The organism is Ruegeria sp. CG4 (assembly GCF_056537185.1).
The window spans coordinates 796,225-821,417 of record NZ_JBQFRB010000001.1; the positions used below are offsets into that span (position 1 = coordinate 796,225).

The 25,193-nt window shown below is 58.2% G+C and carries 22 protein-coding genes; 8 read left to right on the forward strand and 14 right to left on the reverse strand.

Annotated features, from left to right (window positions below):
* The first annotated feature begins 48 nt into the window (after window positions 1–48).
* Window positions 49–609 carry an acetolactate synthase small subunit gene (gene ilvN / locus ACR0J2_RS03950; protein WP_170610415.1) on the forward strand — a complete coding sequence of 187 codons (561 nt, stop codon included), beginning with the start codon at window positions 49–51 and terminating at the stop codon, window positions 607–609.
* 315 nt (window positions 610–924) lie between these two features.
* Window positions 925–1,653, forward strand: a complete 729-nt coding sequence (locus ACR0J2_RS03955) for a helix-turn-helix domain-containing protein (protein WP_480713475.1) — start codon at window positions 925–927, stop codon at window positions 1,651–1,653.
* A gap of 27 nt (window positions 1,654–1,680) precedes the next feature.
* Here ACR0J2_RS03955 and ACR0J2_RS03960 read toward each other — a convergent pair whose 3' ends face one another.
* The 3 genes from ACR0J2_RS03960 to prfB form a co-directional block, all read right to left on the reverse strand.
* On the reverse strand, window positions 1,681–2,463 hold the full coding sequence (locus ACR0J2_RS03960) for a DUF2189 domain-containing protein (protein ID WP_480811725.1): 783 nt from the start codon (window positions 2,461–2,463) through the stop codon (window positions 1,681–1,683).
* Window positions 2,464–2,487: 24 nt separating this feature from the next.
* Entirely contained in the window at window positions 2,488–3,888 is a 1,401-nt protein-coding gene (locus ACR0J2_RS03965) for an amidase (protein WP_480811726.1), read from the reverse strand.
* A gap of 186 nt (window positions 3,889–4,074) precedes the next feature.
* Complete coding sequence (gene prfB / locus ACR0J2_RS03970; protein WP_170610394.1) at window positions 4,075–5,202, reverse strand: peptide chain release factor 2; 1,128 nt, start codon at window positions 5,200–5,202, stop codon at window positions 4,075–4,077.
* 127 nt (window positions 5,203–5,329) lie between these two features.
* Here prfB and ACR0J2_RS03975 point away from each other — a divergent pair, with 127 nt between their 5' ends.
* The gene (locus ACR0J2_RS03975; protein ID WP_321252401.1) at window positions 5,330–5,692 is read left to right on the forward strand and encodes an aminoglycoside phosphotransferase family protein; all 363 of its coding nucleotides are present in this window, start codon (window positions 5,330–5,332) and stop codon (window positions 5,690–5,692) included.
* Window positions 5,693–5,714: 22 nt separating this feature from the next.
* Here the strand turns inward: ACR0J2_RS03975 and ACR0J2_RS03980 are convergent, their stop codons facing one another.
* The 3 genes from ACR0J2_RS03980 to ACR0J2_RS03990 all read right to left on the reverse strand — a co-directional run bounded on the left by ACR0J2_RS03980 (window position 5,715) and on the right by ACR0J2_RS03990 (window position 10,750).
* The gene (locus tag ACR0J2_RS03980) at window positions 5,715–8,204 is read right to left on the reverse strand and encodes a PBP1A family penicillin-binding protein (protein ID WP_170610366.1); all 2,490 of its coding nucleotides are present in this window, start codon (window positions 8,202–8,204) and stop codon (window positions 5,715–5,717) included.
* A 95-nt stretch (window positions 8,205–8,299) separates the two neighbouring features.
* Window positions 8,300–9,520 carry an N-acetylmuramoyl-L-alanine amidase gene (locus tag ACR0J2_RS03985; protein ID WP_170677552.1) on the reverse strand — a complete coding sequence of 407 codons (1,221 nt, stop codon included), beginning with the start codon at window positions 9,518–9,520 and terminating at the stop codon, window positions 8,300–8,302.
* Window positions 9,521–9,586: 66 nt separating this feature from the next.
* A complete protein-coding gene (locus ACR0J2_RS03990) occupies window positions 9,587–10,750 on the reverse strand; it encodes a pyridoxal phosphate-dependent aminotransferase (protein WP_480811727.1) in 1,164 nt (387 codons plus the stop codon).
* Here ACR0J2_RS03990 and ACR0J2_RS03995 point away from each other — a divergent pair.
* Window positions 10,749–12,128, forward strand: a complete 1,380-nt coding sequence (locus ACR0J2_RS03995) for a M48 family metalloprotease (protein ID WP_480522485.1) — start codon at window positions 10,749–10,751, stop codon at window positions 12,126–12,128. The genes ACR0J2_RS03990 and ACR0J2_RS03995 overlap by 2 nt on opposite strands.
* Window positions 12,125–12,883, forward strand: a complete 759-nt coding sequence (locus ACR0J2_RS04000) for a DsbA family protein (RefSeq protein ID WP_480811728.1) — start codon at window positions 12,125–12,127, stop codon at window positions 12,881–12,883. The genes ACR0J2_RS03995 and ACR0J2_RS04000 overlap by 4 nt, the downstream gene beginning before the upstream one ends.
* An 11-nt stretch (window positions 12,884–12,894) precedes the next feature.
* On the opposite strand, the gene ACR0J2_RS04005 is transcribed toward ACR0J2_RS04000, so the two are convergent.
* The gene (locus tag ACR0J2_RS04005) at window positions 12,895–13,020 is read right to left on the reverse strand and encodes a hypothetical protein (protein ID WP_480811729.1); all 126 of its coding nucleotides are present in this window, start codon (window positions 13,018–13,020) and stop codon (window positions 12,895–12,897) included.
* A 108-nt stretch (window positions 13,021–13,128) separates the two neighbouring features.
* On the opposite strand from ACR0J2_RS04005, the gene ACR0J2_RS04010 reads away from it, so the two are divergent.
* On the forward strand, window positions 13,129–14,520 hold the full coding sequence (locus ACR0J2_RS04010; protein ID WP_480811730.1) for an arylsulfatase: 1,392 nt from the start codon (window positions 13,129–13,131) through the stop codon (window positions 14,518–14,520).
* Between the two features lie 151 nt (window positions 14,521–14,671).
* Here ACR0J2_RS04010 and ACR0J2_RS04015 read toward each other — a convergent pair whose 3' ends face one another.
* The 4 genes from ACR0J2_RS04015 to hemA form a co-directional block, all read right to left on the reverse strand.
* Complete coding sequence (locus tag ACR0J2_RS04015) at window positions 14,672–15,520, reverse strand: SDR family NAD(P)-dependent oxidoreductase (RefSeq protein ID WP_480811731.1); 849 nt, start codon at window positions 15,518–15,520, stop codon at window positions 14,672–14,674.
* A gap of 14 nt (window positions 15,521–15,534) precedes the next feature.
* Complete coding sequence (gene ispG, locus ACR0J2_RS04020; protein ID WP_480811732.1) at window positions 15,535–16,656, reverse strand: flavodoxin-dependent (E)-4-hydroxy-3-methylbut-2-enyl-diphosphate synthase; 1,122 nt, start codon at window positions 16,654–16,656, stop codon at window positions 15,535–15,537.
* Between the two features lie 71 nt (window positions 16,657–16,727).
* Entirely contained in the window at window positions 16,728–17,942 is a 1,215-nt protein-coding gene (locus ACR0J2_RS04025; RefSeq protein WP_480811733.1) for a helix-turn-helix domain-containing protein, read from the reverse strand.
* Window positions 17,943–18,072: 130 nt separating this feature from the next.
* Entirely contained in the window at window positions 18,073–19,296 is a 1,224-nt protein-coding gene (hemA, locus tag ACR0J2_RS04030) for a 5-aminolevulinate synthase (protein WP_170610341.1), read from the reverse strand.
* A gap of 327 nt (window positions 19,297–19,623) precedes the next feature.
* Between hemA and ACR0J2_RS04035 the strand changes: the two genes are divergently transcribed.
* A complete protein-coding gene (locus tag ACR0J2_RS04035) occupies window positions 19,624–21,009 on the forward strand; it encodes a dipeptidase (protein WP_480811734.1) in 1,386 nt (461 codons plus the stop codon).
* A 137-nt stretch (window positions 21,010–21,146) separates the two neighbouring features.
* Here the strand turns inward: ACR0J2_RS04035 and lpdA are convergent, their stop codons facing one another.
* Entirely contained in the window at window positions 21,147–22,541 is a 1,395-nt protein-coding gene (gene lpdA, locus ACR0J2_RS04040; protein ID WP_480811735.1) for a dihydrolipoyl dehydrogenase, read from the reverse strand.
* 215 nt (window positions 22,542–22,756) lie between these two features.
* On the opposite strand from lpdA, the gene ACR0J2_RS04045 reads away from it, so the two are divergent.
* Window positions 22,757–23,191 carry a hypothetical protein gene (locus tag ACR0J2_RS04045; RefSeq protein ID WP_480811736.1) on the forward strand — a complete coding sequence of 145 codons (435 nt, stop codon included), beginning with the start codon at window positions 22,757–22,759 and terminating at the stop codon, window positions 23,189–23,191.
* Here the strand turns inward: ACR0J2_RS04045 and ACR0J2_RS04050 are convergent.
* Window positions 23,188–23,766 carry a DUF924 family protein gene (locus tag ACR0J2_RS04050; RefSeq protein ID WP_170610329.1) on the reverse strand — a complete coding sequence of 193 codons (579 nt, stop codon included), beginning with the start codon at window positions 23,764–23,766 and terminating at the stop codon, window positions 23,188–23,190. The two genes, ACR0J2_RS04045 and ACR0J2_RS04050, sit on opposite strands and share 4 nt — an antisense overlap.
* Window positions 23,767–23,874: 108 nt before the next feature.
* Complete coding sequence (locus tag ACR0J2_RS04055; protein WP_170610327.1) at window positions 23,875–25,146, reverse strand: MFS transporter; 1,272 nt, start codon at window positions 25,144–25,146, stop codon at window positions 23,875–23,877.
* Between the last annotated feature and the right edge of the window lie 47 nt (window positions 25,147–25,193).

Sequence of the window (25,193 nt, forward strand, 5' to 3'; positions counted from 1 at the left end):
TCGGGCGCCTCTTGTGCCCGGCACTATGTGATGACGAAAGGGACATAAATGTCTGCCCTACATATCAAAAAAGGCGCGAACCGCCATTCGGCCTATAACCTACGCCCGACTTTCTCGGACGTGCAGGAACAGCATACGATCGCCGTTTTGGTCGAGAACGAACCGGGTGTTCTGGCCCGCGTGATCGGACTGTTCTCGGGCCGCGGTTACAACATCGAAAGCCTGACAGTGGCCGAGGTGGATCATACCGGCCATCTCAGCCGTATCACCATCGTCACCACCGGCACGCCGCAGGTGATCGAGCAGATCAAGGCGCAGCTGGGTCGGATCGTTACCGTCCATGACGTGCATGACCTGACCGTCGAAGGTCCCTCGGTCGAGCGTGAACTGGCGATCATCAAGGTTGTGGGCGAAGGCGACAAGCGGGTCGAAGCGCTGCGTCTGGCGGACATCTTCCGTGCCAACGTGGTCGACAGCACGCTGAATTCCTTCATATTCGAGATCACCGGCGCCCCGGACAAGATCGACGCCTTCGCCGATCTGATGCGTCCTCTGGGCCTTTTGGAGATCGCCCGTACTGGCGTTGCCGCCCTGCTGCGCGGCGACTGACCTGAAAACTCCGCTCCGGACTCAAGATCATTGCCTCCGGGGCGGGCCAGCCGGCCTTGGTTAGCACTGGATTGACTGAGACGCGCACGTCGGTGCGGGTGCGGTGCAATTGTCATACGCCTCGGAAATCAAGAATAAGACCACTCAATTGGCGATTTAGCCTATTGCGTTTATTCCTTTGGGCGTTAGCCTCTACACGCAACGAGACGTGACCACACGTCCGTCAGGTGTTTAGTCACGATTTCAGAGGCAGCGCGCCATATGAGCCGCACGTGTCCTTGTTTCCAAAAAGAATATGTGAGTTCCGGGACGAGAATGACGAATGACTTCCGCAGCCCTGCTGAATTGCGCAGAATGTTCGGCGCAAATCTGAGATTGCTGTCTCACCAGTACCCTTCAGTCTCAGAGCTTTGCCGCCAGCTTGGTATCAACCGGACGCAGTACAACAGATATCTTGGCGGCGAGAGCTTTCCCAGGCCCGACGTACTGGACCGCATTTGCCGCTTTTTCAAAGTCGACGCCCGTATCCTGCTGAAACCACTGGACGAGATCGCCCAGCCTTTCCGCCACCCGGCTGCCTCGGCCCTGACCGAGTTCCTGGGTTCTGGCCCGAATACCTTGCCCGAGACCCTGTTTCCTGCCGGATTCTACTATGCGACGGAAACGGCGCTGGACAGCCACACCGCGCTGCGGCATCGGTTGTTCTACGCCCGCAGACTGCCGCAATGTACGCTTGTGCGCAGCTACGAGCCTCGTCCCACCATGCCCGAGGCCCCGCCCAAAGAGCGTGAGGTTCAGGGCATTGCCGCCTGCGCTGGTCGTCAGATCTACATCCTGATGTCACAGCGAGACGCGCAAAACAGCCGGATGTTCCTGATCTCTCATCATTACGGAGATCAGGCCGGTCAACTGCGGGGCGTGGCAATCAGATTGTCGGACACATCCACGGACCCCAGCGGGACACAGCGGATCATGTTGCGGCATCTGGGATCGGACCGGTCCGCAGTCTTCGGCGCGGCAAGGGCCGCACGCGCCTGGCTATGATCCTGTACTTGGAACAAGCCCCCTGCCTTACTCGGAAACAGCATTCTGTTCCTGCGTGATCAGCCGGTACAGATGCCAACTGGCGTGCCCCAGTAACGGCAACACAAGAAACAACCCAAGAAACCAAGGCAACATCGCCACAAAGGTCAGAACCGCAATAAACATGCCCCACCCAATCATGACCGGGAAATTGTCACGGACATAGCCGAAGCTGGCGATCATGGCGGTTACGAAATCCAGTTCGCGATCCAGCAGCATCGGAATCGAAAGCACTGTGATCATATACAGCACGGTCGCGAATATTGCGCCAACGACCGAGCCGATGGCCAGCATCGCCAATCCGTTCGCAGTCAAAAACACCTCAATCGAGGAAGAGACATTCGTCATGGTGGAAAGCCCCATGAACAAAGCGAAAATCATGTGCCCCAGAAAGAACCAGAACAGAAACATCACTACGATGATCGCACAGATTGAGGGCAACTGGCGGCGGCCCTGCTGCAGCACCACGCCAAAAATCGACCCGAAATCCAGCGGTTCTCCCTGCTCAAGCCGATGGGATACTTCGTACAGTCCAACCGCCGCAAATGGCCCAAGCAGCGGGAAACCGATCGCGGCCAAAACAAGCCAGTAGGTGGTTCCTGTTTTCAAAGTGACCCATGCCATTGCCCACCCGGCCAACACGTAGAATCCCGCGAACAGAATCCCGAATACCGGCGCCCGACGATAATCGGCCCATGCCTGACGAATAGCCTGCCGCAGCATCGCCGTATCGGCCTGCTGCATTGTCGGAACGCCAAAGGGTTTTTCCATGTCTGTCTCTCCTCCCCAGCGACCCTATTGCAGGGCCGGTCGTTTTTGGGGCCAGCCGGTTGCATCGTGATAGCTTGCCCCGATGGACAAAAGCTTTGCATCCGCGCCGCGCGGCCCGAAAATCTGCATTCCCATTGGCAGACCGTTCTCTCCAAAACCCACAGGAACCGACAGGCAGGGCAACCCGATCAGGCTGACCGGAGTGACGACCTGCATCCAGCGGTGATAGGTGTCCATCGCCTGCCCGGCTATTTCGGTCGGATACGCAGTTTCGACGGCAAAAGGCCAAACCTGGGCCGTTGGCAGCACCAGCGCATCATACGTCTCAAACAAACGGGCGGCACATCGATACCACTCGGATCGCAGAACGCTGGCGTGATGCACGTCCATCGCACTCAGCGCCAGTCCCCGATCCAGCTCCCATTGTGCGGTATCCTTCAGCACGTCCCGATGCTCGGACAGTTCCAAAAGACCAGCCGCAACGCTCCAGGATCGCAGTGTAATCCAGCTGTCCCAGATCTGGCTTGCGTCAAAAGGCGGTTTTGTTTCTTCGACGTCGGCCCCCAAATCCGAAAACACGGTCAGCGCAGACCGGCACAGATCGACGATCCCGGTTTCGAACGGAAAGGCACCGCCCCAGTCACCCAGCCAGCCAACACGCAAACCCGTGAGATCAGCCGGCTGCACAGGTGATACAGCGCCACCATCAACAGACAATGGCTGACGTGCATCCGGACCTGCCATGACGTCCAGCAAAATACCCAAATCTTGCGGGCTGCGGGCCATGGGGCCCAATGTCGAAAGCTGATGCAGAAAACCGTCTCCGATCGGTTCACTCGGAACCCGGCCCCAGCTTGGCCGGAACCCGTATACATTGTTCCAGGCCGCCGGGTTGCGAAGGCTGCCCATCATGTCCGAGCCATCCGCCAAGGCCACCATGCCCGCGGCCAGCGCCACCGCCGCGCCACCGGACGAACCGCCGCAGGTTCGGGCGGGGTCGTACGGGTTGCGCGTGGCGCCATACACCGGATTGAACGTATGCGATCCCAGCCCGAACTCGGGTGTATTTGTTTTGCCGATCACAATGGCACCGGCAGCCCGCAATCTTTCTGCGATCAGATCGTCCCGCTCGGGCACGTTGTTTCGGTAAATCGGCGATCCATGAGACGACACAATCCCGGCCACATTGACCAGATCCTTGACCGCCATGGGCAGTCCATGCAGCGGGCCGCGCCGGGGACCGGCATCCAGCGCCTCAGCCGCGGACATCAACTCATCCTCATCGCGCAGGGCGACGATGGCATTGACCTCTCCATTAACGCTGGAAATCCGATGCAAGGTTTCGCGCATCAACTCAGCAGCCGTCAATTGCCCCGAGGACAGCGCAGACAGCAATGCAACGGCGGAAGTTTGGCTCAGATCCATGGGAGTTCATCAGCTCAGATACAACGTGGTCGCCACCAGCCTAGCCGGGGCAACCTGCCAATTAAACCCACTGTTTACATGTATCTTTTCGGGACCCCCAGGCACCCCGACGGATCCGCTTCATCTGGCCAAAAATATCCCGGGGGAGTCGCGGCCCGCCGCGACGGGGGCAGAGCCCCCTTGTGATCAGCCGTCGCCCTGCGCTTCGGACCGGCTTTTGCCGGCAACGTTCTGGGCCAGCGTGGCTGCCATAAACCCATCCAGATCACCGTCCAGAACCCCTTTGGTGTCCGAGGTTTCGTGATTGGTCCGCAAGTCCTTGACCATCTGATAAGGCTGCAACACGTAAGACCGGATCTGATTGCCCCACCCGGCATCGCCCTTGGCTTCGTGCGCCGCGTTGATATCGGCGTTGCGACGGTCCAGTTCCTGCTGGTACAGGCGCGATTTCAGCGCCTTCATGGCGATGTCACGGTTCTGATGCTGCGACTTCTCGGACGAGGTCACTACGATGCCCGTGGGGATGTGCGTGATCCGAACCGCCGAGTCCGTGGTGTTCACGTGCTGACCACCGGCACCCGAAGAGCGGTAAGTATCGATGCGGATGTCCGACGGGTTCACCTCGATCTCGATATTGTCGTCTACCACCGGATAGACCCAGACCGAGCTGAACGACGTGTGCCGCTTGGCCGCCGAGTCATAGGGCGAGATGCGCACAAGCCGGTGCACCCCGCTTTCCGACTTTAGCCAGCCATAGGCGTTGTGGCCTGAAATCTTGTAGGCGGCAGACTTGATCCCCGCCTCTTCACCCGCGGTCTCGGACTGCAATTCGACCGTATAGCCCTTTTTCTCGGCCCAGCGCACATACATCCGCGCCAGCATCGAGGCCCAGTCACAACTTTCGGTGCCCCCCGCGCCCGAGTTGATCTCAAGGAACGTGTCATTGCCGTCTGCCTCGCCATCCAGCAGGGCCTCAAGCTCTTTCTTGGCGGCCTTGGCCTTCAGTTTCCTGATTGCGTCCTCGGCGTCGGCGACGACTTCTTCGTCCTCTTCCATCTCGCCCAGTTCGATCAGTTCGACATTGTCACTCAGGTCGGTCTTGATCGACTCGTAGGTTTCGATGGCATCGACCAGCATCTGGCGTTCGCGCATCAGCTTCTGAGCGTTCTCCGGGTTGTCCCACAGGTTCGGGTCTTCGACGCGTGCGTTGAATTCCTCAAGCCGGTGCGGCGCCGTTTCGTAATCCATGCGCTTCGCCAGCAGCTCCAGCGACTTTTCTATTTCCGCCACAATATTCTGGGTTTCGGCGCGCATGGTTTTGTCCCAACTTGCTCAATCAGGCCTGCGTGATAGCAAGAGGCGAGAGCCACCACAAGACAAGTGAGATGCGAATGAAGGATGCGTCGGGCGAGTTTTTGACAGTTGGGACCTGACACGCATCGTGTTGCTTGCGGACACGGGGCTGGCCCAAGATCTGTTAAGCAGTCAGCACACGCACGACCCGCTTCACGGCGATCTGCATACCGACAACGTGCTACTATCGGATCCCGGTCCTCGGGTTATAGATGCAAAGGGATATCTGGGGGATGCTACTTTCGAACTGGCAAACGCTCTGCGACATCCGAAAGGCATGCCGGAACTTGTACGCGAGCCTTCGCAAATCAGCCACTGCCTGTGGCTCTATTCGGACGCATTGGGCGTACCATGCAAACGGCTTGCCAAATGGGCTGCTGCCAAATGTGCGCTATCGATCTGCTGGCGGTCTTGTGAACAGATTACCGATGACAGCGAACTGACCTGTTGAACCTATTCCTACAAGTTGCGGACTAGTACAGTCCGCCCCCCTGCAGATCACCCTGGCTTGCGTTGGGTCCGACCGTAACTGTGCTTCCGGTGGAAGTTGTCACCTGCCGACCCGATCCGCTGACTTCTTCGAACAGTGGCAAATCGGATCCCATGGCAAAGCCGCCATCGAAAATCCGGTCTATGAAGCCATCGACACCGTCGCGGAAATACTCGGCAACCACATATTCCCCGACCGCATCCTCTGGCAAGCGCGCCCCGCTGAAACGGTCAATCTTGATGAAGTGCCCGCCTGGCGGAACTTCGAACGGACCGCCGCCATATTTCTCGACCGCCTTTTCCATGAAACTTTGGAATACTGGCCCGCACATCGTACCGCCATAGGCGCCACTGCCCATCGGACGCGGTCGGTCGTAGCCAATATAGCAGCCGGCCACGATGTTCGAGGTGAAGCCGATAAACCAGGCGTCCTTGGATTCGTTGGTGGTGCCGGTCTTGCCGGCAGTCGGCACCGGCAGGTTGACAACACGCGACGCGGTGCCGCGATCAACCACGCCTTTCATCATAGACGTCAATTGATAGGCGGTGATGGCATCCATAACCTGTTCGCGGTCGGTCACGATCTGCGGCGACTCATCCGGTTCCAGCCAGGTTGAGTTGCAGTCCAGACACTGGCGGTCATCATGCCGGTAGATCGTCTTTCCGAACCGGTCCTGGATACGGTCGACCAGAGTGGGTTCGACCCGCTCGCCGCCGTTCGCGAACATCGCATAGGCGGCGACCATTTTGTACAGCGTCGTTTCTTCCGATCCCAGCGAGTTCGCAAGGAACGCGCCCATTCGGTCATAAACACCAAACCGTTCGGCATATCCCGCAACCACCGGCATCGTCACCTCCTGGGCCAGACGGATGGTCATGAGGTTCCGCGACTGTTCGATCCCGGTGCGCAGCGGTGTTGGCCCGTAGAATTTGTTCGACGAGTTCTTGGGCCGCCAGAGACCCTGCGGCGTGTTCACCTCAATCGGGGCGTCCACAACGATGGTGGCGGGACTGTAACCACTGTCCAGCGCGGCGGCATAGACGAAAGGCTTAAAGCTGGACCCCGGCTGACGCTGAGCTTGCGTGGCACGGTTAAACACCGAGTCCTGATACGAGAACCCGCCCTGCATCGCCAGAACACGGCCCGAGTTCACATCCATCGCGACGAAACCGCCCTGCACCTCAGGCACTTGGCGGGCAGACCACTGCCCTTCTTCCCCGGCCATCACCAGAATGACATCGCCGCGCTTGAAATTGTCCTTGAAACTGCCCTGCATCCATTTGATGTCTTCGCGTGGAATGGTTCCGTCTGCCGGACCGTTTTCGATACCCACGGTCAGCGACTGATCGGCCACATTCATCACAACAGCCGGATACCATTGGGTCGGCAATTCGACATCGCGCGGAATTTCCATGATGGCCAGCGCCTCGCGCCACTGGGCTTCCTCGGCCAGTTTTTCTTCCGGGATCACCTCACCCGTACCGCGCCATTTCCCGCGCGAGCGGTCGTATTTCTGCAGGGCCGTGCGCAGGGCCTTGGCAGCTTCGACCTGCATTTCCTCGTCCACCGACGCACGCACCGTGAAGCCGCCGGTAAAGAATTCACCCTCGCCGAAATCTTCGCTTAGCTGGCGGCGGATTTCGTCGGTGAAATAGTCACGGGGCGGCAATGCCGTGCGGAAGCTTTCAAAGTCACCGTTCTGTACCGAGCGCAAAGGCATGTTGACCTCGGCCTCATAGGTAGCCCGGTCAATGTAGCCGTTCTGGTTCATTTCCCGCAGCACGTAGTCGCGACGCGCCAGCAAGCGTTCCTTTTGCAAAACCGGATGGTAGTTTGACGGCGCCTTCGGCATGGCAGCCAACATGGCGGCCTCATGCGGGGCCAGTTCCTGCAGCGTCTTGTTGAAATACGTCTGTGCAGCAGCCGTCACACCGTAAGAGTTCTGGCCCAAAAAGATCTCGTTCATGTAAAGTTCGAGGATCTGTTCCTTGTCCAGAGTGTCTTCCAGCCGGGTCGCAAGGATGATTTCCTTGATCTTGCGTTCGGCCTGCCGGTCGCCGGACAACAGAAAGTTCTTCATGACCTGTTGCGTGATGGTGGACGCGCCGCGCACGTTTTCACCTTTGGATTTCACCGCTTCGACACCCGCAGCAATTATCCCGCGCGGGTCATAGCCCTGATGGGTGTAGAAATTCTTGTCTTCCGCCGAAATAAAGGCCTGCTTCACAAGATCCGGGATTTCCTCGGACGGCGTGAACAGGCGGCGCTCCTGGGCGAATTCGTCGATCAGCTGCCCTTTACCGGAATAAATCCTGCTGATCGTGGGCGGCTTGTACTGCGCCAGTGATTCATGACTGGGCAGGTCGCGCCCATACATCCAGAAGACCGCACCGATGACCAGTGCCGCCATGAAGATACCCAGGGTCACGAGGCTGAAGATCGCCCCGAAAAACGAAAGAATGAACCGGATCACTGTACTGCCTTTTACTCGCGGTGCGGCCTATATAGTGTCGGCCCCACGCCAGGTCAAAACACCATGGCGTATTCTAGCCTGTTTGCGACGCGGGGTCACTGGCCAATCAATGAGCGTCTGATCACATCCTGCTGTCGCCAGTTTTCCAGACCGTTGTAAATCCCACGCGCCATTTGCGCGCGCCATTCGGAATTTTGCAGGTTTTTCAGGTCTCTGGGGCTGGAAAGAAAACCCAGTTCGACCAGCACCGAGGGAATGTCCGCCGCCTTGAGAACCGAGAAAGAGGCCGTACGGACGGGCCGCCGGTTCATCGGACCACCTTGCTGCGCCATGCCATTGGCCAAAGCCCGCGCCAATGCGTTGGTGCGCGGTCTGGTTTCCTGACGGGCCATGTCCAGCAAAACGTCCGCCACCTGATCGTCGGCCCCGTTCAGATCCACCCCCGAGAGAAGGTCGCCCCGGTCGTGACGTTCCGCAAGTTTCTGGCTGGCAACATCCGATGCGTCAGTTGACAGGGTATACACGGCCGCACCATGCGCCTGCCCGTCCGACAGGGAATCCGCGTGCAGCGAGATGAACACATCGGCACCGGCCCGATGCGCCAGCGCAATTCGCCGCTCCAGCGAAACAAACTGGTCCTCGACGCGGGTCAAAACCACTTCATACCCGCCTGAACGCAGCAATAGCTCTTTCAGTTCGCGCGCAAAGGTCAGCATCAGGGTTTTTTCATCGGTGCCGCCAACCTCGGCCCCCGGGTCGATGCCGCCATGCCCAGGGTCCAGCATGACGCGAATGGGTCCGTCGGGATCACGCGGCGCCGCCGGAAGTGGGGCGGTCGCTTCAGGCAAATCCCAACCGGGAACCTGAGGAGCACCGGCGCTGGCATTGAACAAGTCGAACTCGACCCCCTTGAGCATAAGGGACAACACCGCAGTGCCTGTTATCTGATCCAGCTTCAACTGCGCCGTATCGACACCCATCGGCGCACCAAGTTCCAGAACCAGACGGGACCAGCCGGGGACGTAAGTGCCGAACTGCACCCCACTGATCCGTTCGGATTGCAGGAATTCACTGCTGATCAGACCTGTCCAGTCGACCTCGCGGAAGTCAAGCACCATGCGATACGGATCCCGCAATGTGAAAACGCGGTAAGGCACGCCCTGGCTCAGCCCGATATCCACCTTCACGCCGGTTCGGCCGACATCCGTGATACGGCTTTGGTCCGGCTGCACGCGCGCAAGGGCGCTGAAATCCTGCGCTGCGACAGCGCCCGTCAGCGCCCAGATCAGCGCGAAGGCATAGAAAAGTCTGCTCATGGCCTCAAGTTTTCCCGAGATCGTGTTGCGCAGACCCTACTGTACCAGCGCCGGTTTGTGAACGGGTTACACTGCCTGCGGGATGGCCCCTCGTGCCGCCATGAAGCTGCGCAGCCGCTGCAACCCTTCCTGTATGTCCGCCGTCGAGCGGGCATAGGAAAATCGAAGGGTCTTGTGGCCGCGTTCGGGATCGAAATCCAGCCCCGGCGTCACCGCCACACCGGCCTGTTCCAAAATCTCAGCCGCAAAGGCGCGGCTGTCCTGCGTCAGGTCCGATACATCGGCATAAACATAGAAAGCGCCGTCCGGCGGTGCGATATTGGTAAATCCGGCTTTGGGCAGCCCGTCCAGCATGAGGGCTCGGTTTTGCCGGTAGACGTCCAGATTGGCTTGCAGTTCGTCCTCGCAATCCATCGCGGCCAGCGCCGCGACCTGGCTGGCGTGTGGGGCGCAGATGAACATGTTCTGAGCGATCCGCTCGACCACGCGCACCTGGTCCTCGGGCACCACCATCCATCCGACGCGCCAGCCGGTCATCGAGAAATACTTGGAGAACGAGTTGATGACGTAGCATTCTTCCGTCAGTTCCAGCGCGGTGACGGCTTTGGCCTCGTATTCCAGGCCGTGGTAGATTTCGTCGCTGATGAATGACGCGTTCTGTCCGTGGGCCGCATCAATCAGCGCGGCCATAGCCGGTCGATCCAGCATGGCACCGGTCGGATTTGCCGGGGACGCTACCATCAAACCTTGCAGATCAAGCCCCGCGAAATCCGCCGGGACGGGTTGCAGGCGGTTTTCCGGCGCGGTCGGCAGATCGACCGGAACCAGCCCAAGCGCCCTGAGGATCTGTCGGTAAGAAGGATAGCCTGGCGCGCCGATACCGACACGATCGCCGCTGTCGAAAAGCGCGGTGAACGCCAGCAGAAACCCACCGGAAGATCCGGGCGTAATCACCACCCGGTCCGGGTTCAGATCGACATTGTACCACTCGCCATACATTTGTGCGATCCGTTGCCGCAGCGCCGGCAGGCCCAGCGAAACGGTATAGCCCAGCGGCGACTGACCCATGGCCGACGCCAAAGCCTCGACTGCGCCTTTGGGGGCACCGGTCCCAGGCTGCCCGACTTCCATGTGGATGATATGGCGCCCTGCTTCTTCGGCGCGGCGCGCGGCTTCCATCACATCCATCACGATGAAGGGATCGACCCCGGATCGGGTTGAGTTTCTCATGGCCATCTCCCATGTTGCGGCCATGGCTTTTGAACGCGTATCCAGGCTGGCGTCAATCCCGGCCATGTTGCTGATTGCGGTGACATGGATAACGGGCGCTGTTCCCGCCAAGGCACAGGGCCTGATCCGCGATCCAGACATCGAACATGGATTACGGGAACTGGCGTTTCCGGTGCTGCGGGCGGCTGGACTGAACACGAACAGGGTGCGGATTCTGGTCGTCCACGACAAGACGTTCAACGCCTTCGTCATCGACTACAACGCCATCTACGTGAACTACGGGCTGATCCTGACTGTCGACAGCCCCGAGATGCTGCAGGCTGTCATCGCACATGAGGCCGCACATATCGCAAATGGCCATCTGGCCAGACGTGTGGAAAACCTGCGCGCCGCAAAGCGCAATGCTTCTCTGGGAACCGCTTTGGCGCTGATTGTCGCCGCAGCGGGCGGTGGCGAAGCAGCGGGCGGCATCGCTGCCGGGACATCCGGTTCGGCCCTGCGCAGCTTTCTGGGGCATACACGCGCCGAAGAGGCATCGGCAGACCGCAGCGCGGCGGGTTATCTGCGATGGGCGGGCATCTCACCAAAGGGCATGGTGGCCCTGCATCGCAAATTTGCAGGCCAGGAACTGCTGAGCGAGGCAAATCAGGATCCTTATACACGGTCCCACCCCACCAGCCGGGAACGCCTGCGCGCGGCCGAGGCGTTTCTTGACGAGTTCGGAGACAACTCGACCCACAACGCCAATGCCGACTACTGGTTTGCCCGCGTCAAGGGCAAGCTGTCTGCGTTTCTGCGAACGCCTGCCTGGACAATGCGACGCGCGCGCGAGGAAAGCGCGGAGGATATTCGCCTGATGCGCCAGGCAGCAGCGCACCACCAGAACCGAGATCTTGCGGCCGCCCGCGCGGCGATTGACGGGGCACTGGCCATTCGCCCGGACGATCCGTACTACTACGAGCTCAAGGGGCAAATATTGCTGGAAAACAGGCAGATGGATCAGGCTGTTGCCGCCTACGGCCGTGCTGTTGAAATGGCCCCGAACGACTCACTTATCCTCGCCGGGTACGGGCGTGCGCTGCTGGCGCAAGGGCAAACCGAGAACGCCCTGCAAGCGCTTGAAAAAGCCCGCGCGCGCGATTATCGAAACGGTCGGCTGATGCAGGATCTGGGGGTTGCCTATTCTCAGGTCGGCAACAACGGAATGGCCGCGGTTGTGACAGCGGAACGATACGCCCTGCAAGGTCGCATGGCCGATGCAGGCATCCACGCAAAACGGGCCATAAGGCAATTGCCCGAAGGGTCTCCGGGGTGGCAAAGGGCGCAGGATGTGCTGATAGCCTCGGAACAGGTAGAAAAGAAAAGGAAACGCAGATGATCCTCAGACATGCAGCCATGGCCCTTGTCGGGCTTTCCCTGATCACCGGACCGGTGCAGGCGCTGGACCTGAACGACATGAGCGACGCCGAAAAGGCCGAGTTCGGTACACAGGTTCGCGAATACCTGCTGCAAAACCCCGAGGTGATCCTCGAGGCGATCAACATTCTGGAGCAGCGCAACGCTGCCGCCGAGGCCGTGGCTGACCAGGAACTGGTCGCAGCCAATGCCGAGGAACTGTTCAATGACGGCTATAGCTGGGTGGGCGGAAACCCCGATGGCGACATCACTCTGGTCGAGTTCATGGACTATCGCTGCGGGTACTGCCGCCGTGCGGTTCCCGAAGTGGATGCTCTGCTGGCGGAAGACGGGAACATCCGGCTGATCATCAAGGAGTTCCCAATCCTTGGCGAAGCTTCGATGATATCTTCGCGCTTTGCCGTGGCGACCAAACATGTCGCAGGTGCAGATGCCTACAAGCAGGTGCACGATGCGCTGCTTGAATTCACAGGCGAACCCAACGAAGTCACGCTACGTCGTCTCTCGGATGGTCTGGGTCTTGAAACCGACGACATCATCGCCGCCATGGACAGTGACGCGGTTTCCAAAGAGATCACCCAAACCCGAGAACTGGCGCAACGCATGCGGATTTCCGGCACCCCGTCGTTCGTGCTGGGCACAGAACTTCTGCGCGGCTACCTGCCTGCCGACCAGATGCAACAGATTGCGGACGGTGTTCGGGCCGAACAAGGGTAACGATTCCGGGATTACCCTTTGATGTTCATTGAAGAATAGGCCGCTTCGCGCGCCAGACCTTTGCGGTAAATGGTGCATGTGAGAACCTTGAAGGCTCGAAGCGCAATTGCCGCTTCGAGCCCGAAACTGACTGTCATTCTTGACCGCAGGCACCCTTTTTCGCCAGTCTCGAACGAATGATATTTGTTTGGAGCGTCGTCATGAAGCGGTTTTCGCGAACATTCCTACTGTTGCTATCTCTTCTAATGGGCACTGTCGTCTCGGCTCAGGACAAGCCCAATATTGTCTTTATATTTCTCGATAACTTTGGATGGGGTGAGCCAGGGTTCAACGGCGGTGGAATAATTCGTGGCACAGCCACTCCGGAAATGGACGCTCTGGCCGCTGAGGGCTTTAGGCTTACGAACTTCAACGTGGAAAGTCAGTGCACTCCTTCCCGTGCAGCGACTATGACCGGTCGTTACGGCATTCGGAGTGGCAACCATACAGTCCCACTTGGAGGTGGCGTTTACGGTCTGACCCAGTGGGAAATCACAATGGCCGAGATGCTTAAGGAAGCAGGGTATAACACGGCCATGTACGGCAAGTGGCACCTAGGCTGGACCGAAGGCCGCTTTCCAACGAACCAAGGCTTCGACGAGTTTTACGGTGTTGAAACCACGGACGTCACGGTCTGGCGTTCGCTTGCGGGCTTTGCCGAAGCCAACATGGAAGAGCCTGTTGTCATGCAGGGAATTGCGGGCGAACCGGCGACCGTTGCGCGGGACTATGACTTGGACTATCGCGGCGAGATAGATGGCGACCTGACAATCAAGGCCATCGATTTCATCAAAGCCAAGAGTGCGGAAGATGCACCCTTCTTCATCTATCTTGCTTACACGCAGACCCATTATCCAAACATCGTGTCCGAAGAATTTGAAGGGACCACTGGAAACGGCGTCTGGGCCGACATTCTACTTCAAACAGACACCTATATCGGGCGCATCGTTGATGCGATCGAGGCGGCAGGTGTATCCGACGACACCGTGGTGATATTTACTGCAGACAACGGCCCCGAGGCTCTTCCGGTTGGAAACGCCAATGTCTCGCCAGTTCCTGCGGTACATGGCACTGCGGGGCCTTGGCGGGGCACTCTGTTCACCAGCCTCGAAGGAAGCATGCGCGTGCCCTTCGCAATCAAGTGGCCGGGGAAGATTCCCGCTGGTTCAGAAAGCAATGACGTTGTCCACTCGATGGATCTTTATCCAACACTGGCGGCATTCGCAGGCGGCAAAGTGCCGGAGGACCGGGCAATTGATGGCATCGACCAGTCCGAGTTCTTTCTGGGCGTCCAGCCGAGATCGAACCGAGAAGGCGTGATCGTTTACATGGGCGAACAGATATTCGGTGTAAAATGGAAGGACTGGAAAGTTCTGTTCAAAGAGAACACTACGGCTTTTGGAGCGACAGAGTCCTTCGACACACCAAGGGTCTACAACCTTCTGAATGATCCGCATGAACGCGAAAGCGTGCTCTTCCCGCACACTTGGGCAGTCGAAAAGGCGTTGCCACAGCTACAGGAACACCTTGCTACATTCGAGGAATTTCCTCCGATCCCCCCAGGAACGCCGGACCCCTACGAACCACCCAAAAACTGAATGGCGGCCTTGTACGCATAGCTGACATCCGTCGCAGACAGCGGCCGAAGATATCTTCGGGCGCTGCTTTTCGACATGGCGTCGCGCCTACAATGCGTTCGGCCCGACGCTGCATCATCAATCGCAAAGGGATGGCTGCGCGCGGCCTTTTTTACTTTTTCCCGGTGTTTTCGAAGTTTGCAAAGCCTTCGGCGAAGTCGGGGTGCCATCGGGACAAGGGCGGACGGTTCTGGGTGATATCCTCGACATTCCACGCGATCCGGCGCGCGTCGCGTGTTTGGTCCACGTCATTGTCCGGGCAAAGGATGTAGAAATCCCCGTCCGCCATACGATGGATGAAATGATCTACCGTTTGCTCGCTTGTCCAGGCCCCGGCAGGCTTTTCCGGCAGAAAGGCGGCGATCATCCCGGTGTAGGTAAAGCCCGGAACGAACAGATGCACCGATATCGGTGCGCCCGCCTCGCGCAACTCATGCGCCAACTGCTCGCTCAGCACTTTCACGGCGGCCTTGCTCACATTGTAGCCGGGATTGCCGGGCGGAGTCGTGATACCCTGCTTTGATCCGGTATTGATCACGACTGCCGGCCGGTCCGCCTCGATCATGCGGGGCAGAAAGGCCTGAACGCCGCGCAACACGCCCAGAAAGTTGATTTCCAGCAGTTTCAGCCAGTTCTCCATCTCCGACCACGCTTTGGTCGGCAGACCGACCCCGGCATTGTTCATGAGAACTGCAACCGGACCGGTTGCAAAGGCCGTTTCGGCCAGTGCGTCGATGTCTTCCTGTTTGGAGACATCGGTGGCAACACCAATGACCTGCGCACCCTCGGAAGCGCTGGCACTGACCTCGGCCACGGCCTCGTTCAGCTTGTCCCCCGGCAAATCCGCCAGAATGACGCTAAGCCCGCTTTGCGCAAACCTAAGGGCAGCAACGCGCCCTACACCGCTGGCCGCCCCAGTGACAACGGCGACACCGCCTTGTTCAATTGCCTTTTCATACATCGCTGACCTCTGGTTTACTCGGCAGCCTCCAGCGCGGCATCCAACTCAGCCGCCTTCTTCTCGACCTGTTCAACAATATGGTCGATCATCTGATCGTTCGACATCTTGTGGCTGGCCTTGCCGGCCAGATATACCATGCCCGAGCCTGCCCCGCCGCCGGTAAAGCCGACATCGGTCATCAGCGCCTCTCCGGGGCCGTTCACGACACAGCCGATGATAGAAAGGCTCATCGGGGTCTTGATGTGTTCAAGACGCTGTTCCAGCGCTTCGACTGTCTTGATCACGTCGAACCCCTGCCGCGCGCAGGAGGGGCACGAGATGATGTTCACCCCACGATGGCGCAGGCCCAGCGACTTCAGGATTTCGTATCCTACCTTCACCTCTTCGACCGGGTCAGCCGACAGGCTGACACGGATCGTGTCACCAATGCCCATCCACAACAGGTTGCCCAGACCGATTGCGGACTTGATTGTACCCGAGACAAGTCCGCCAGCTTCGGTGATCCCCAGATGGATCGGGGCGTCCGTTGCTTCGGCAATGCCCTGATAGGCCGCTGCGGACAGGAACACGTCGCTGGCCTTTACGCTGATCTTGAAGTTGTGGAAATCATTGTCCTGCAGGATGCGGATATGCTCCAACCCGCTTTCCACCATCGCCTCGGGGCATGGTTCGCCGTATTTTTCAAGCAGGTGCTTTTCCAGGCTACCTGCGTTCACGCCGATCCGGATCGAACAATTGTGGTCGCGCGCGGCCTTGATTACTTCTTTCACCCGTTTCTCGTCGCCGATATTGCCGGGGTTGATCCGCAGGCAGGCAGCGCCGGCTTCAGCGGCTTCGATGCCGCGGCGGTAATGAAAGTGGATATCGGCCACAATCGGTACCGGGCTTTCGCGCACAATCTCTTTCAGCGCTTTCGAAGACGCCTCATCCGGGACCGACACCCGCACGATGTCCGCGCCGGCCTCGGCTGCGGCTTGCACCTGTGCCACAGTGGCCGCCACATCCGTTGTCAGGGTGTTCGTCATCGTCTGAACCGCGATCGGTGCATCACCACCTACGGCGACATCTCCGACCATGATCTGACGGGATTTGCGGCGGTAGATGTTACGCCACGGACGAACGTGATTGAGCGACATGAGGACGGGTCCAGAACAGCCAGAGTTGCGACTTTAGATAGTCCGGCAACGGCGCTATCGCAATGGCAAGATCACTCGGACGGAGTTTCTGCCGCCTGCGTCTGCAACTCGGCGACCAGTTGCTTGAGCGCACTGTTTTGTTCTGCCTCAAGGTCGGCAACCTGGAACCGCTCGGCCACCGCGTCTTTCGACAGCACGACACCCTTGGTGACTGTACCGGGTGCCCCAACAGGACCAAAGTGTTCACCGTTCATCGAGAAGTAAACCGCGCCCGATGCCCCTGCCCGCAATTGAGGCGGTTCTTCGGTCAGCGGCACTTGGAATGTACTGCCTTTTTCGACCGTGCCCAGCGTCCCTTCGAACAGAATGCTGCCATCCGCCGCCGTGATCCGCATCCAGGATGGGTTTACAGCTACGATCTTGAGGGTAGTGTCGATCTGTTCGACCACCTGCGGCAGCGAGGGGCGTTCGACAGTGTGAACTTCGGCCAGCTGAATTTCGGGCAGCTCCGGCGGCCGGAAGGCGCCCACTTCCCGCGGATCAAGGGTCGAAATCGGTGCGTCACGCGCGACCAGAACCGGAACGTCCAAAGCCTGTGGGCGATAAAGGCGGTCCAGTGCCTCGGCGCTGGGTGTCTCCAGTGCCGCCACTTCCTGAACATCTTCTTTCGAACGCGCGGCATCCAAGGGATCAAGGTCGGACAGAACCACCGGTGCCTGTTCGACCGGGCTGACCTGAACCTGCTGAATCCTATTCAGAACCGACCAGCCGCCATATCCAATGCCGCAGATGACAGCCACAAGAACCAGTGAAGATCCTATGGCGCGCGGCTCGATCTGACTTACGAACGATTCCCTGCCGGGCAGATACGGTGTGTTCGGAGAAATAAACGGGTCACGGCCCATCGGTCCCCGGGATGGCAGATTGCCTGTACCCTTGCGGATGACCGAAGCTTCGGCCGACATGCCGTGCGCAACCTCGAACCCGCTTTCCTGGCAGAACGCGGCGAAGGTATCATCCGGGTTCATACCCAGATAACGCGCGTAAGAACGCACATACCCGGCGATAAAGCCGGGCGTGTCGAAGGCGTCAGGGTCGGCGTTTTCTATCGCAGCGATGTAGTTGGCTTTGATCCGCAACTCGCGCTGAACATCCAGAAGCGACTTGCCCATTGTGGCGCGTTCGCCACGCATCACATCACCCAGCCGAACCTCGTAGTCGTCAAAACCCTTCGGTCTGACGTCGGTATCCTGTTCGGAATCGCGCTGAGATCTGCGCCCAATCATTCCTGCTGCCCCATTCTGCCTTCGCGTGTGTTTCACGCTAACGGCGAATCATCCCCAAAACGATTCGTCCGATGCTTTTGTTGCCGTTAGCTTAACACGCGTCAAACACGTTGCACACTTTGGTGTTATATTAACCTGCAAGTTCGGCGCGATTTAGCGCACAATGTGACCAAAGTTCGTCCATAGCGTGTACAAGGCGGTCCATTTCGTTCGGACCATGCACTGGAGAAGGGGTAAACCGAAGACGCTCGGTTCCACGGGGGACAGTTGGGAAATTGATTGGCTGCACATAAATGCCGTAATCGTCCAACAGCATATCGCTCAGCTTTTTCGTGTGTACCGGATTTCCGACAATCACCGGAACAATGTGACTGCCGTGATCGATCAATGGCAGACCAAGCCCCTTAAGCCGCAGCTTGAGGATGCTTGCCTGCGTCTGATGCTGTTCGCGCAGTTCGGGCGCCCGCTTGAGATAAGCGACCGAAGCCGCCGCCCCGGCTGCAACCGCAGGCGGCAGAGAGGTGGTGAAGATGAAGCCCGGCGCATAAGAACGCACGGCATCGCACATTTTTGCGCTGGCGGCGATATACCCACCCATCACACCATAAGCCTTGGCGAGCGTTCCATTGATAATGTCGATGCGATGCGCCAGGCGATCACGCTCGGTCACGCCACCGCCGCGCGGGCCGTACATGCCAACCGCATGCACTTCGTCGATATAGGTCAGCGCGCCGAATTCATCGGCCAGATCGCAGATTTCTTCGATGGGGCCAAAATCGCCGTCCATTGAATATACGGATTCGAATGCAATCAGCTTGGGCGCGGCCGGGTCGTCAGCCTCCAGCAGCTCACGCAGATGTGCGACGTCGTTGTGACGGAAGATCCGCTTGGCCCCGCCGTTGCGGCGCACGCCTTCGATCATCGAGGCATGGTTCAGCGCATCGGAATAGATGATCAGACCGGGGAACAGTTTCGGCAGCGTGCTGAGCGTCGCATCGTTGGCGATATAAGCACTGGTAAACAGCAGCGCAGCTTCCTTGCCGTGCAGGTCAGCCAGTTCAGCTTCCAGCCGTTTGTGGTAGACCGTCGTGCCTGAAATGTTGCGCGTTCCGCCCGAGCCTGCTCCGGCGGCATCCACCGCCTCGTGCATGGCGTCCAGAACAACCGGGTGCTGGCCCATCCCCAGATAATCGTTGCCGCACCAAACCGTGATGTTTTGCTGCGAGCCATCCGGGCAAGTGCGTACAGCATGGGGAAAATGGCCCTTGCGACGCTCGATGTCGATAAAGGTCCGGTAGCGCCCTTCTTCATGTAGCCTGGCAATCGCTGAATCGAGCTGAGCTGTATAATCCACCGGTCTCTCCTTGCACCCCGATCTGGTCGTCCACAACCGGGTAACTTACTTTATCAACTGGCACCTTTTCAGGCCATAGCGGCCAGGTTCCTACCCCGTCTGCCTATCCGTGTTGCGGGGCGGGCCACTTTGATTTGCATCAACTATCCCCTATCACAACGGCAGACAAGTAAAGTTACGGCCATCAGACGCGAGGAAACGACGCAGGCCGCCGTGTTTGGCACTTCGATTTCATCAGTATAGACCAAATTCCCGTCGATACACACTGGACGGCGCGGCCAGCACTGGTAGGCTCCGCGCAAATTCACAACCATTCAGGAGAAAGCAATGTCGCTTGACGCTGTTCTGAGCAGGATCGACGACGATCTGACCACTTCTATCGACCGTCTGATGGAGTTTCTTCGCATCCCCTCGATCTCGACAGACCCGGCCTTCAAGGAAAAGGTCGATCAGGCGGCAGATTGGCTGGTATCCGACCTGCAAAGTATCGGTATCGACGCCGAAAAACGCGTGACACCTGGTCACCCCATGGTTGTCGGTCATGTTGGTGACGACAATGACGCCCCGCATGTTCTTTTCTATGGTCACTATGATGTGCAGCCGGTCGACCCGCTGAACCTCTGGAACCGCGATCCCTTCGACCCGGCGCTGGAAGACACCGAACATGGTCAGGTCATTCGCGGGCGCGGCTCTTCGGACGACAAGGGCCAGTTGATGACCTTTGTCGAAGCTTGCCGCGCCTGGAAAGCGGTTCACGGGAAACTGCCCTGCCGCATAACATTCTTTTTCGAGGGTGAAGAGGAGTCTGGATCGCCATCGCTGGTGCCGTTCCTTGAGGCCAACAAAAAGGAATTGCAGGCTGACCTGGCCCTGGTTTGCGACACATCCATGGTATCGCGCGGTGTGCCTTCGATTGCATCGCAGCTGCGCGGAATGCTGAAAGACGAATTCACCATCGTCGGCCCCCGCATCGATCTGCACTCGGGCCACTATGGCGGCCCGGGCCTGAATCCTTTGCGGGAGTTGTCGAAAATCGTCGCCTCTTTCTATGACGATGAAACTGGACGCGTTGCGGTTGATGGCTTCTATGAGGGCGTCCACGAAGTTCCCGCCGAACAGTTGCGCCAGTGGGAGGGCTGCGGATTTGACGAAGCCGAATACCTGAACTCGGTCGGGTACACACAGCCGCATGGTGAAAAGGGTTATTCCACGCTGGAACAGCAATGGGCGCGCCCAACGCTTGAGGTGAACGGGTTGTGGGGGGGCTACAACGGCGCGGGATCGAAAACCGTTATCCCGTCCGAGGCGCATTGCAAAATCACCTGCCGTCTGGTGGGCGACATGGACCCTGACGCGTTGCGCAACAAAATCCGCAAACATGTCGAAGACCGCCTGTCACCCGATGCCAAAGTTATCTGGGACAACGATCTGGAAGGATCCCCTGCTTCGGTCATGAACCTTGACCGCCCTGAATTCGAAGCGGCGCGCGGCGCGCTTTCGGATGAATGGGATCGCGAAGCGGTCTTCACCGGCATGGGCGGATCGATCCCTGTGGTTGGCTATTTCGATACGGTTCTGGGATTGGATTCGATGCTGGTCGGGTATGCCAATGACGATGATGCTATTCACTCACCGAATGAAAAATACGACGTGAAAAGCTTTCACAAAGGCATCCGCTCATGGGCCCGTATTCTTGACGCCCTGACACGCTGAACCGGTTTTAGGCGAGGCTCTGTCTCGCGCTCCGGGATATTTGGGGCCAGATGAACTGGGGATCCTTCATTCATCTGGCTCAAAAATATCCCGGGGGAGTCGCCCATAGGGCGGCGGGGGCAGCGCCCCCTGATGCGCTACATGTGGATTACACGCCCATAGGCATCGAGAACGCTCTCATGCATCATCTCTGACAGGGTCGGATGCGGGAAGACCGTGTTCATCAAATCTTCTTCCGTGGTCTCCAGCTGACGCCCCACAACATAGCCCTGGATCAGTTCGGTGACTTCCGCGCCGATCATATGAGCCCCCAACAGTTCGCCCGTTTTGGCGTCGAAGACGGTCTTGATCAGACCTTCCGGTTCACCCAAAGCGATGGCTTTACCGTTACCGATGAAGGGGAAGCGGCCGACTTTTACGTCATACCCAAGTTCCTTTGCCTTGGCTTCAGAATAGCCGACAGATGCAACTTGCGGCTGGCAATAGGTGCATCCCGCAATGCTCTCAGGTTTCACCGGGTGTGTGTGCTGACCTGCGATCAAGTCTGCGACCATGACACCTTCGTGACTGGCCTTGTGCGCCAGCCAGGGCGCACCGGCGATATCACCAATCGCATAAAGACCATCGACTCCGGTGCGGCAATATTCATCCGTCACAACATGGGTTCGGTCAATTTTGACGCCCAGCGCCTCGAGCCCCAGGCCTTCAACATTTCCGACAATGCCCACGGCAGAAATCACGGTATCAAAATCGTGCTTTTCGACCTTGCCCTTGACCTCGATATGGGCCGTGACTTTACCCTTCGCGCGATCCAGTTGCTTGACCATGGCTTTTTCCATGATCTTCATGCCCTGCTTGGTAAATGCCTTCTTCGCCAGACCGCTGATTTCCGCGTCTTCAACCGGCAGAACCCGATCCATGACTTCAACTACGGTCGTGTCGGCACCCAACGTGTTGTAAAAGCTGGCAAATTCGATGCCAATTGCGCCGGAACCAATGACCAGCAACTTTTTCGGCATCCGCGGTGGTTGCAGCGCATGCTTGTATGTCCAGACCAGATCGCCGTCGGCCTCGAGGCCCGGCAGTTCGCGCGCACGGGCACCGGTGGCCAGGACGATATTCTTGGCGGTCAGTTCCTCGGTCCCCTTGTCGGTTTTGACGCTGACTTTCCCTTTGGCAGGGATTGTTGCCTCACCCATCACGACGGTGACTTTGTTTTTCTTCAGAAGATGTCCAATTCCGCCCGACAGTTGGGCTGCAACTCCGCGCGAGCGTTTGACAACCGCGTCGAGGTCATAGCCGACCTTATCTGCGCTCAGGCCGAAATCCTTCGCGCGTTCCATCAGGTGGAAAACTTCGGAAGACCGCAGCAGCGCCTTTGTCGGGATACATCCCCAGTTCAGGCAGATTCCCCCCAAATGTTCACGTTCGACAACAGCGGTTTTCAGACCCAGCTGTGCGCCGCGAATGGCAGCGACATATCCGCCGGGACCGGCACCGATTACGATCAGATCAAAAGATTGTGCTGCCATGTGTTCCTCTCGGCGCAGGTCGATTGAAAATTAGTTTACCATTAAACTATTCTCCGCAATGCATCAATATACCGTCTCCGCGACAAAAGCGACGCAAGGTCACCCAAATCGAAAGGCGCGGATTTCTGCCTATACCGACGGAAGAACGGGCGTTAGAACAAAAGCGGCGGAGTTCTCCGGCCTTTCCTGATCAAGCTTCTATAGAAAGATGCCTCATGGCCAAAACGCTTAAAGATCTTGTACTTGCCCTGCTGAACGCGACTTTGCTTCTGCTGGCGCTGTGCCTGTTTTTGGGATGGAAACTGGCTTCAACCCTCGAAGGGATAACAACCGGGTTTGCTGAAAAGCTGCAGGTCGTGGCGCCCCTGCAGGAACAGGCACAAGGTATCAGGGATGAGACCAAGGGGTTGCGGGATGAACTGACACTGATCCATGTAAATGGTGACGTTCTGGATAGCGCAGTAAAACTACGCGTGACAACCGCACTGGATCGGTTGCAAGAAACACAGGATCGTCTGCAATTGGTTCAGGAGCGCTTAACTGATCTGTCAGAGTCCCCGGACGATTTGATCAACAATGCAATTCATACATCTGCCGACGCTATCGCCGACAGAGTCATCGCGATCCGTGAGTGTAAACCTGCGTCCTAGCTTGCGGCCTGCAATTCGCGAACGGTGGACCCGTAGCCACCTTTGCTTACATAAGCGGCCTCATGTTCCGTCATCTGCCGCGACAACGCTTCGTTGCGATAGGGAAAGCGACCAAACTTGCGGATAACTTCGCGATGCGCGCGCGCGTGCAACAGGTTGCCCGGGTTGCATTCGCTGAGGTTCTGACAAATCAGGCGTACACACCGTTCCTGATCACACAGATTTTCCGAATGCATCATCGGAAGATAAAAGAACTGCCGGGCGGGTTCATCAATCTTCAGATCCCAGCCTTTGTCGACCGAACATTTCGCAGCCGCCAGCGCTGCACGATCCGTCGAGAATGCCTTGCCAGAGCCCCGGAACATGTTTCGCGGGAACTGGTCCGTCAAAATGATGTAGGCCAAAGCACCGCTGGGATAGGTGAGCCAAAGAGAAAACTTGCCCTCTTTCGCGGCTTCCCAGGTTTTTAAGAACTTGTCCCGGATTTTCGCGTCCAGCGCGTCATCCTGAATATACCATCCTTCGGGGCCAACTTCATCTAACCAAAAACTCAATACTTCTTCAGGCGTAACCATTGCCGTCACTCCGTGCATTGTCCTCCCCAGGGACGTAACGTCATTTAAGGCCGTTTTACAGAAGTGTTACAGTAACATATTGCAACACTTGCGACATAAATCTGTGTCCTAGGCATCAACCCGCTCAGCCTGCTCGGCTTCGGCGGCTTCGATGGCAACCTCCTGCGCCAATTCAAACGCCACAGGCGAAGCCGTCGGGTAAAGGGTCGACATGGTGCCAGTTTCGTCGACCGGTACAGAAGCGCGCTGTGTCATACGGTATAGCGAATAGAAGGCCATCACGAATAACAGTGCGGCAATAAACAGAAAAAAGCCCGGTGGCCCGAAGATCGCATCGCCCATCAGCCAACCGGTGATCAGCGGGCCTGCAATTGCTCCAAGCCCGTTGATAAACACCAGACCGCCGGATGCGGCGGGCATGTCATCGTGGTCCAAGAAGTCGTTCGTGTGGGCAATCAGCAGGGAATAAAGCGGGTTGGACATTCCGCCGATCAGGAAGGCCGCGCCCAGAAGGATTGGAAACGATACGCCGAAAAGCATGGCCACTGTTGACCCGCAGCCACCCAGCGTTGCGACGACAAGGATCAGCACACGCCGGTCCATACGGTCGGAAAACCAACCCAACGGGTATTGCAGTACCATCGCGCCGATATAAAACGAGGCGACAAAGGTCGAGATTTCGACCAGCGAAAGCCCTGCCCGCGCGCCGTAAACGGCGGCCATGCCGAACTGAGCTGAAAAGACGCCACCCAGCAGGAACATGCCCACGCAGCCCAGAGGTGATATCCCCATTAGCTGAAGCAACGTCATGGGTTTGGCGGTGTCAAATGCCGGGGTTGGTGAAATCGACAGCAAGATGGGCGCAAAGGAGACCGAAACAAGGATCGATGCGATCACGAATGTCTCATAGCCTGCCGGGTCGCCGACCAGCATAAGGGCCTGAGCACTGATGATCCCCGCCATCTGCACAATCATATACAGCGACAGCGCCTGCCCGCGGTTTTCATTGCTGGCCGCGTTGTTCAGCCAGCTTTCAGCGGTCACATAAACACCGGAAAAGCAGAAACCGATTACGACGCGCCCGAGAATCCAGGCGATCGGATCGGTCAGCATCGGGTACATGATCATCACAGCCGAGATGAACGAGGCCAGCGCCGCAAAAACACGTACATGGCCAACTCGCCGGATCATTTCTGGCGCCAGACGGGACCCACCCAGAAATCCAAGGAAGTATGCCGACATAACAAAGGACATCTCGAGGGTCGAGAACCCTTCGATTTCGCCGCGGACACCCAGGATTGTACCCTGCAGGCCGTTGCCGATCATCAGCAACCCCATACCGAGAAGAAGCGCCCATGCGCTGGAAAGAACCTGAAGCATCGGGGCCTCCGAAAATTGCCAATCTATCTGTCCGCACCGCAGTCAGA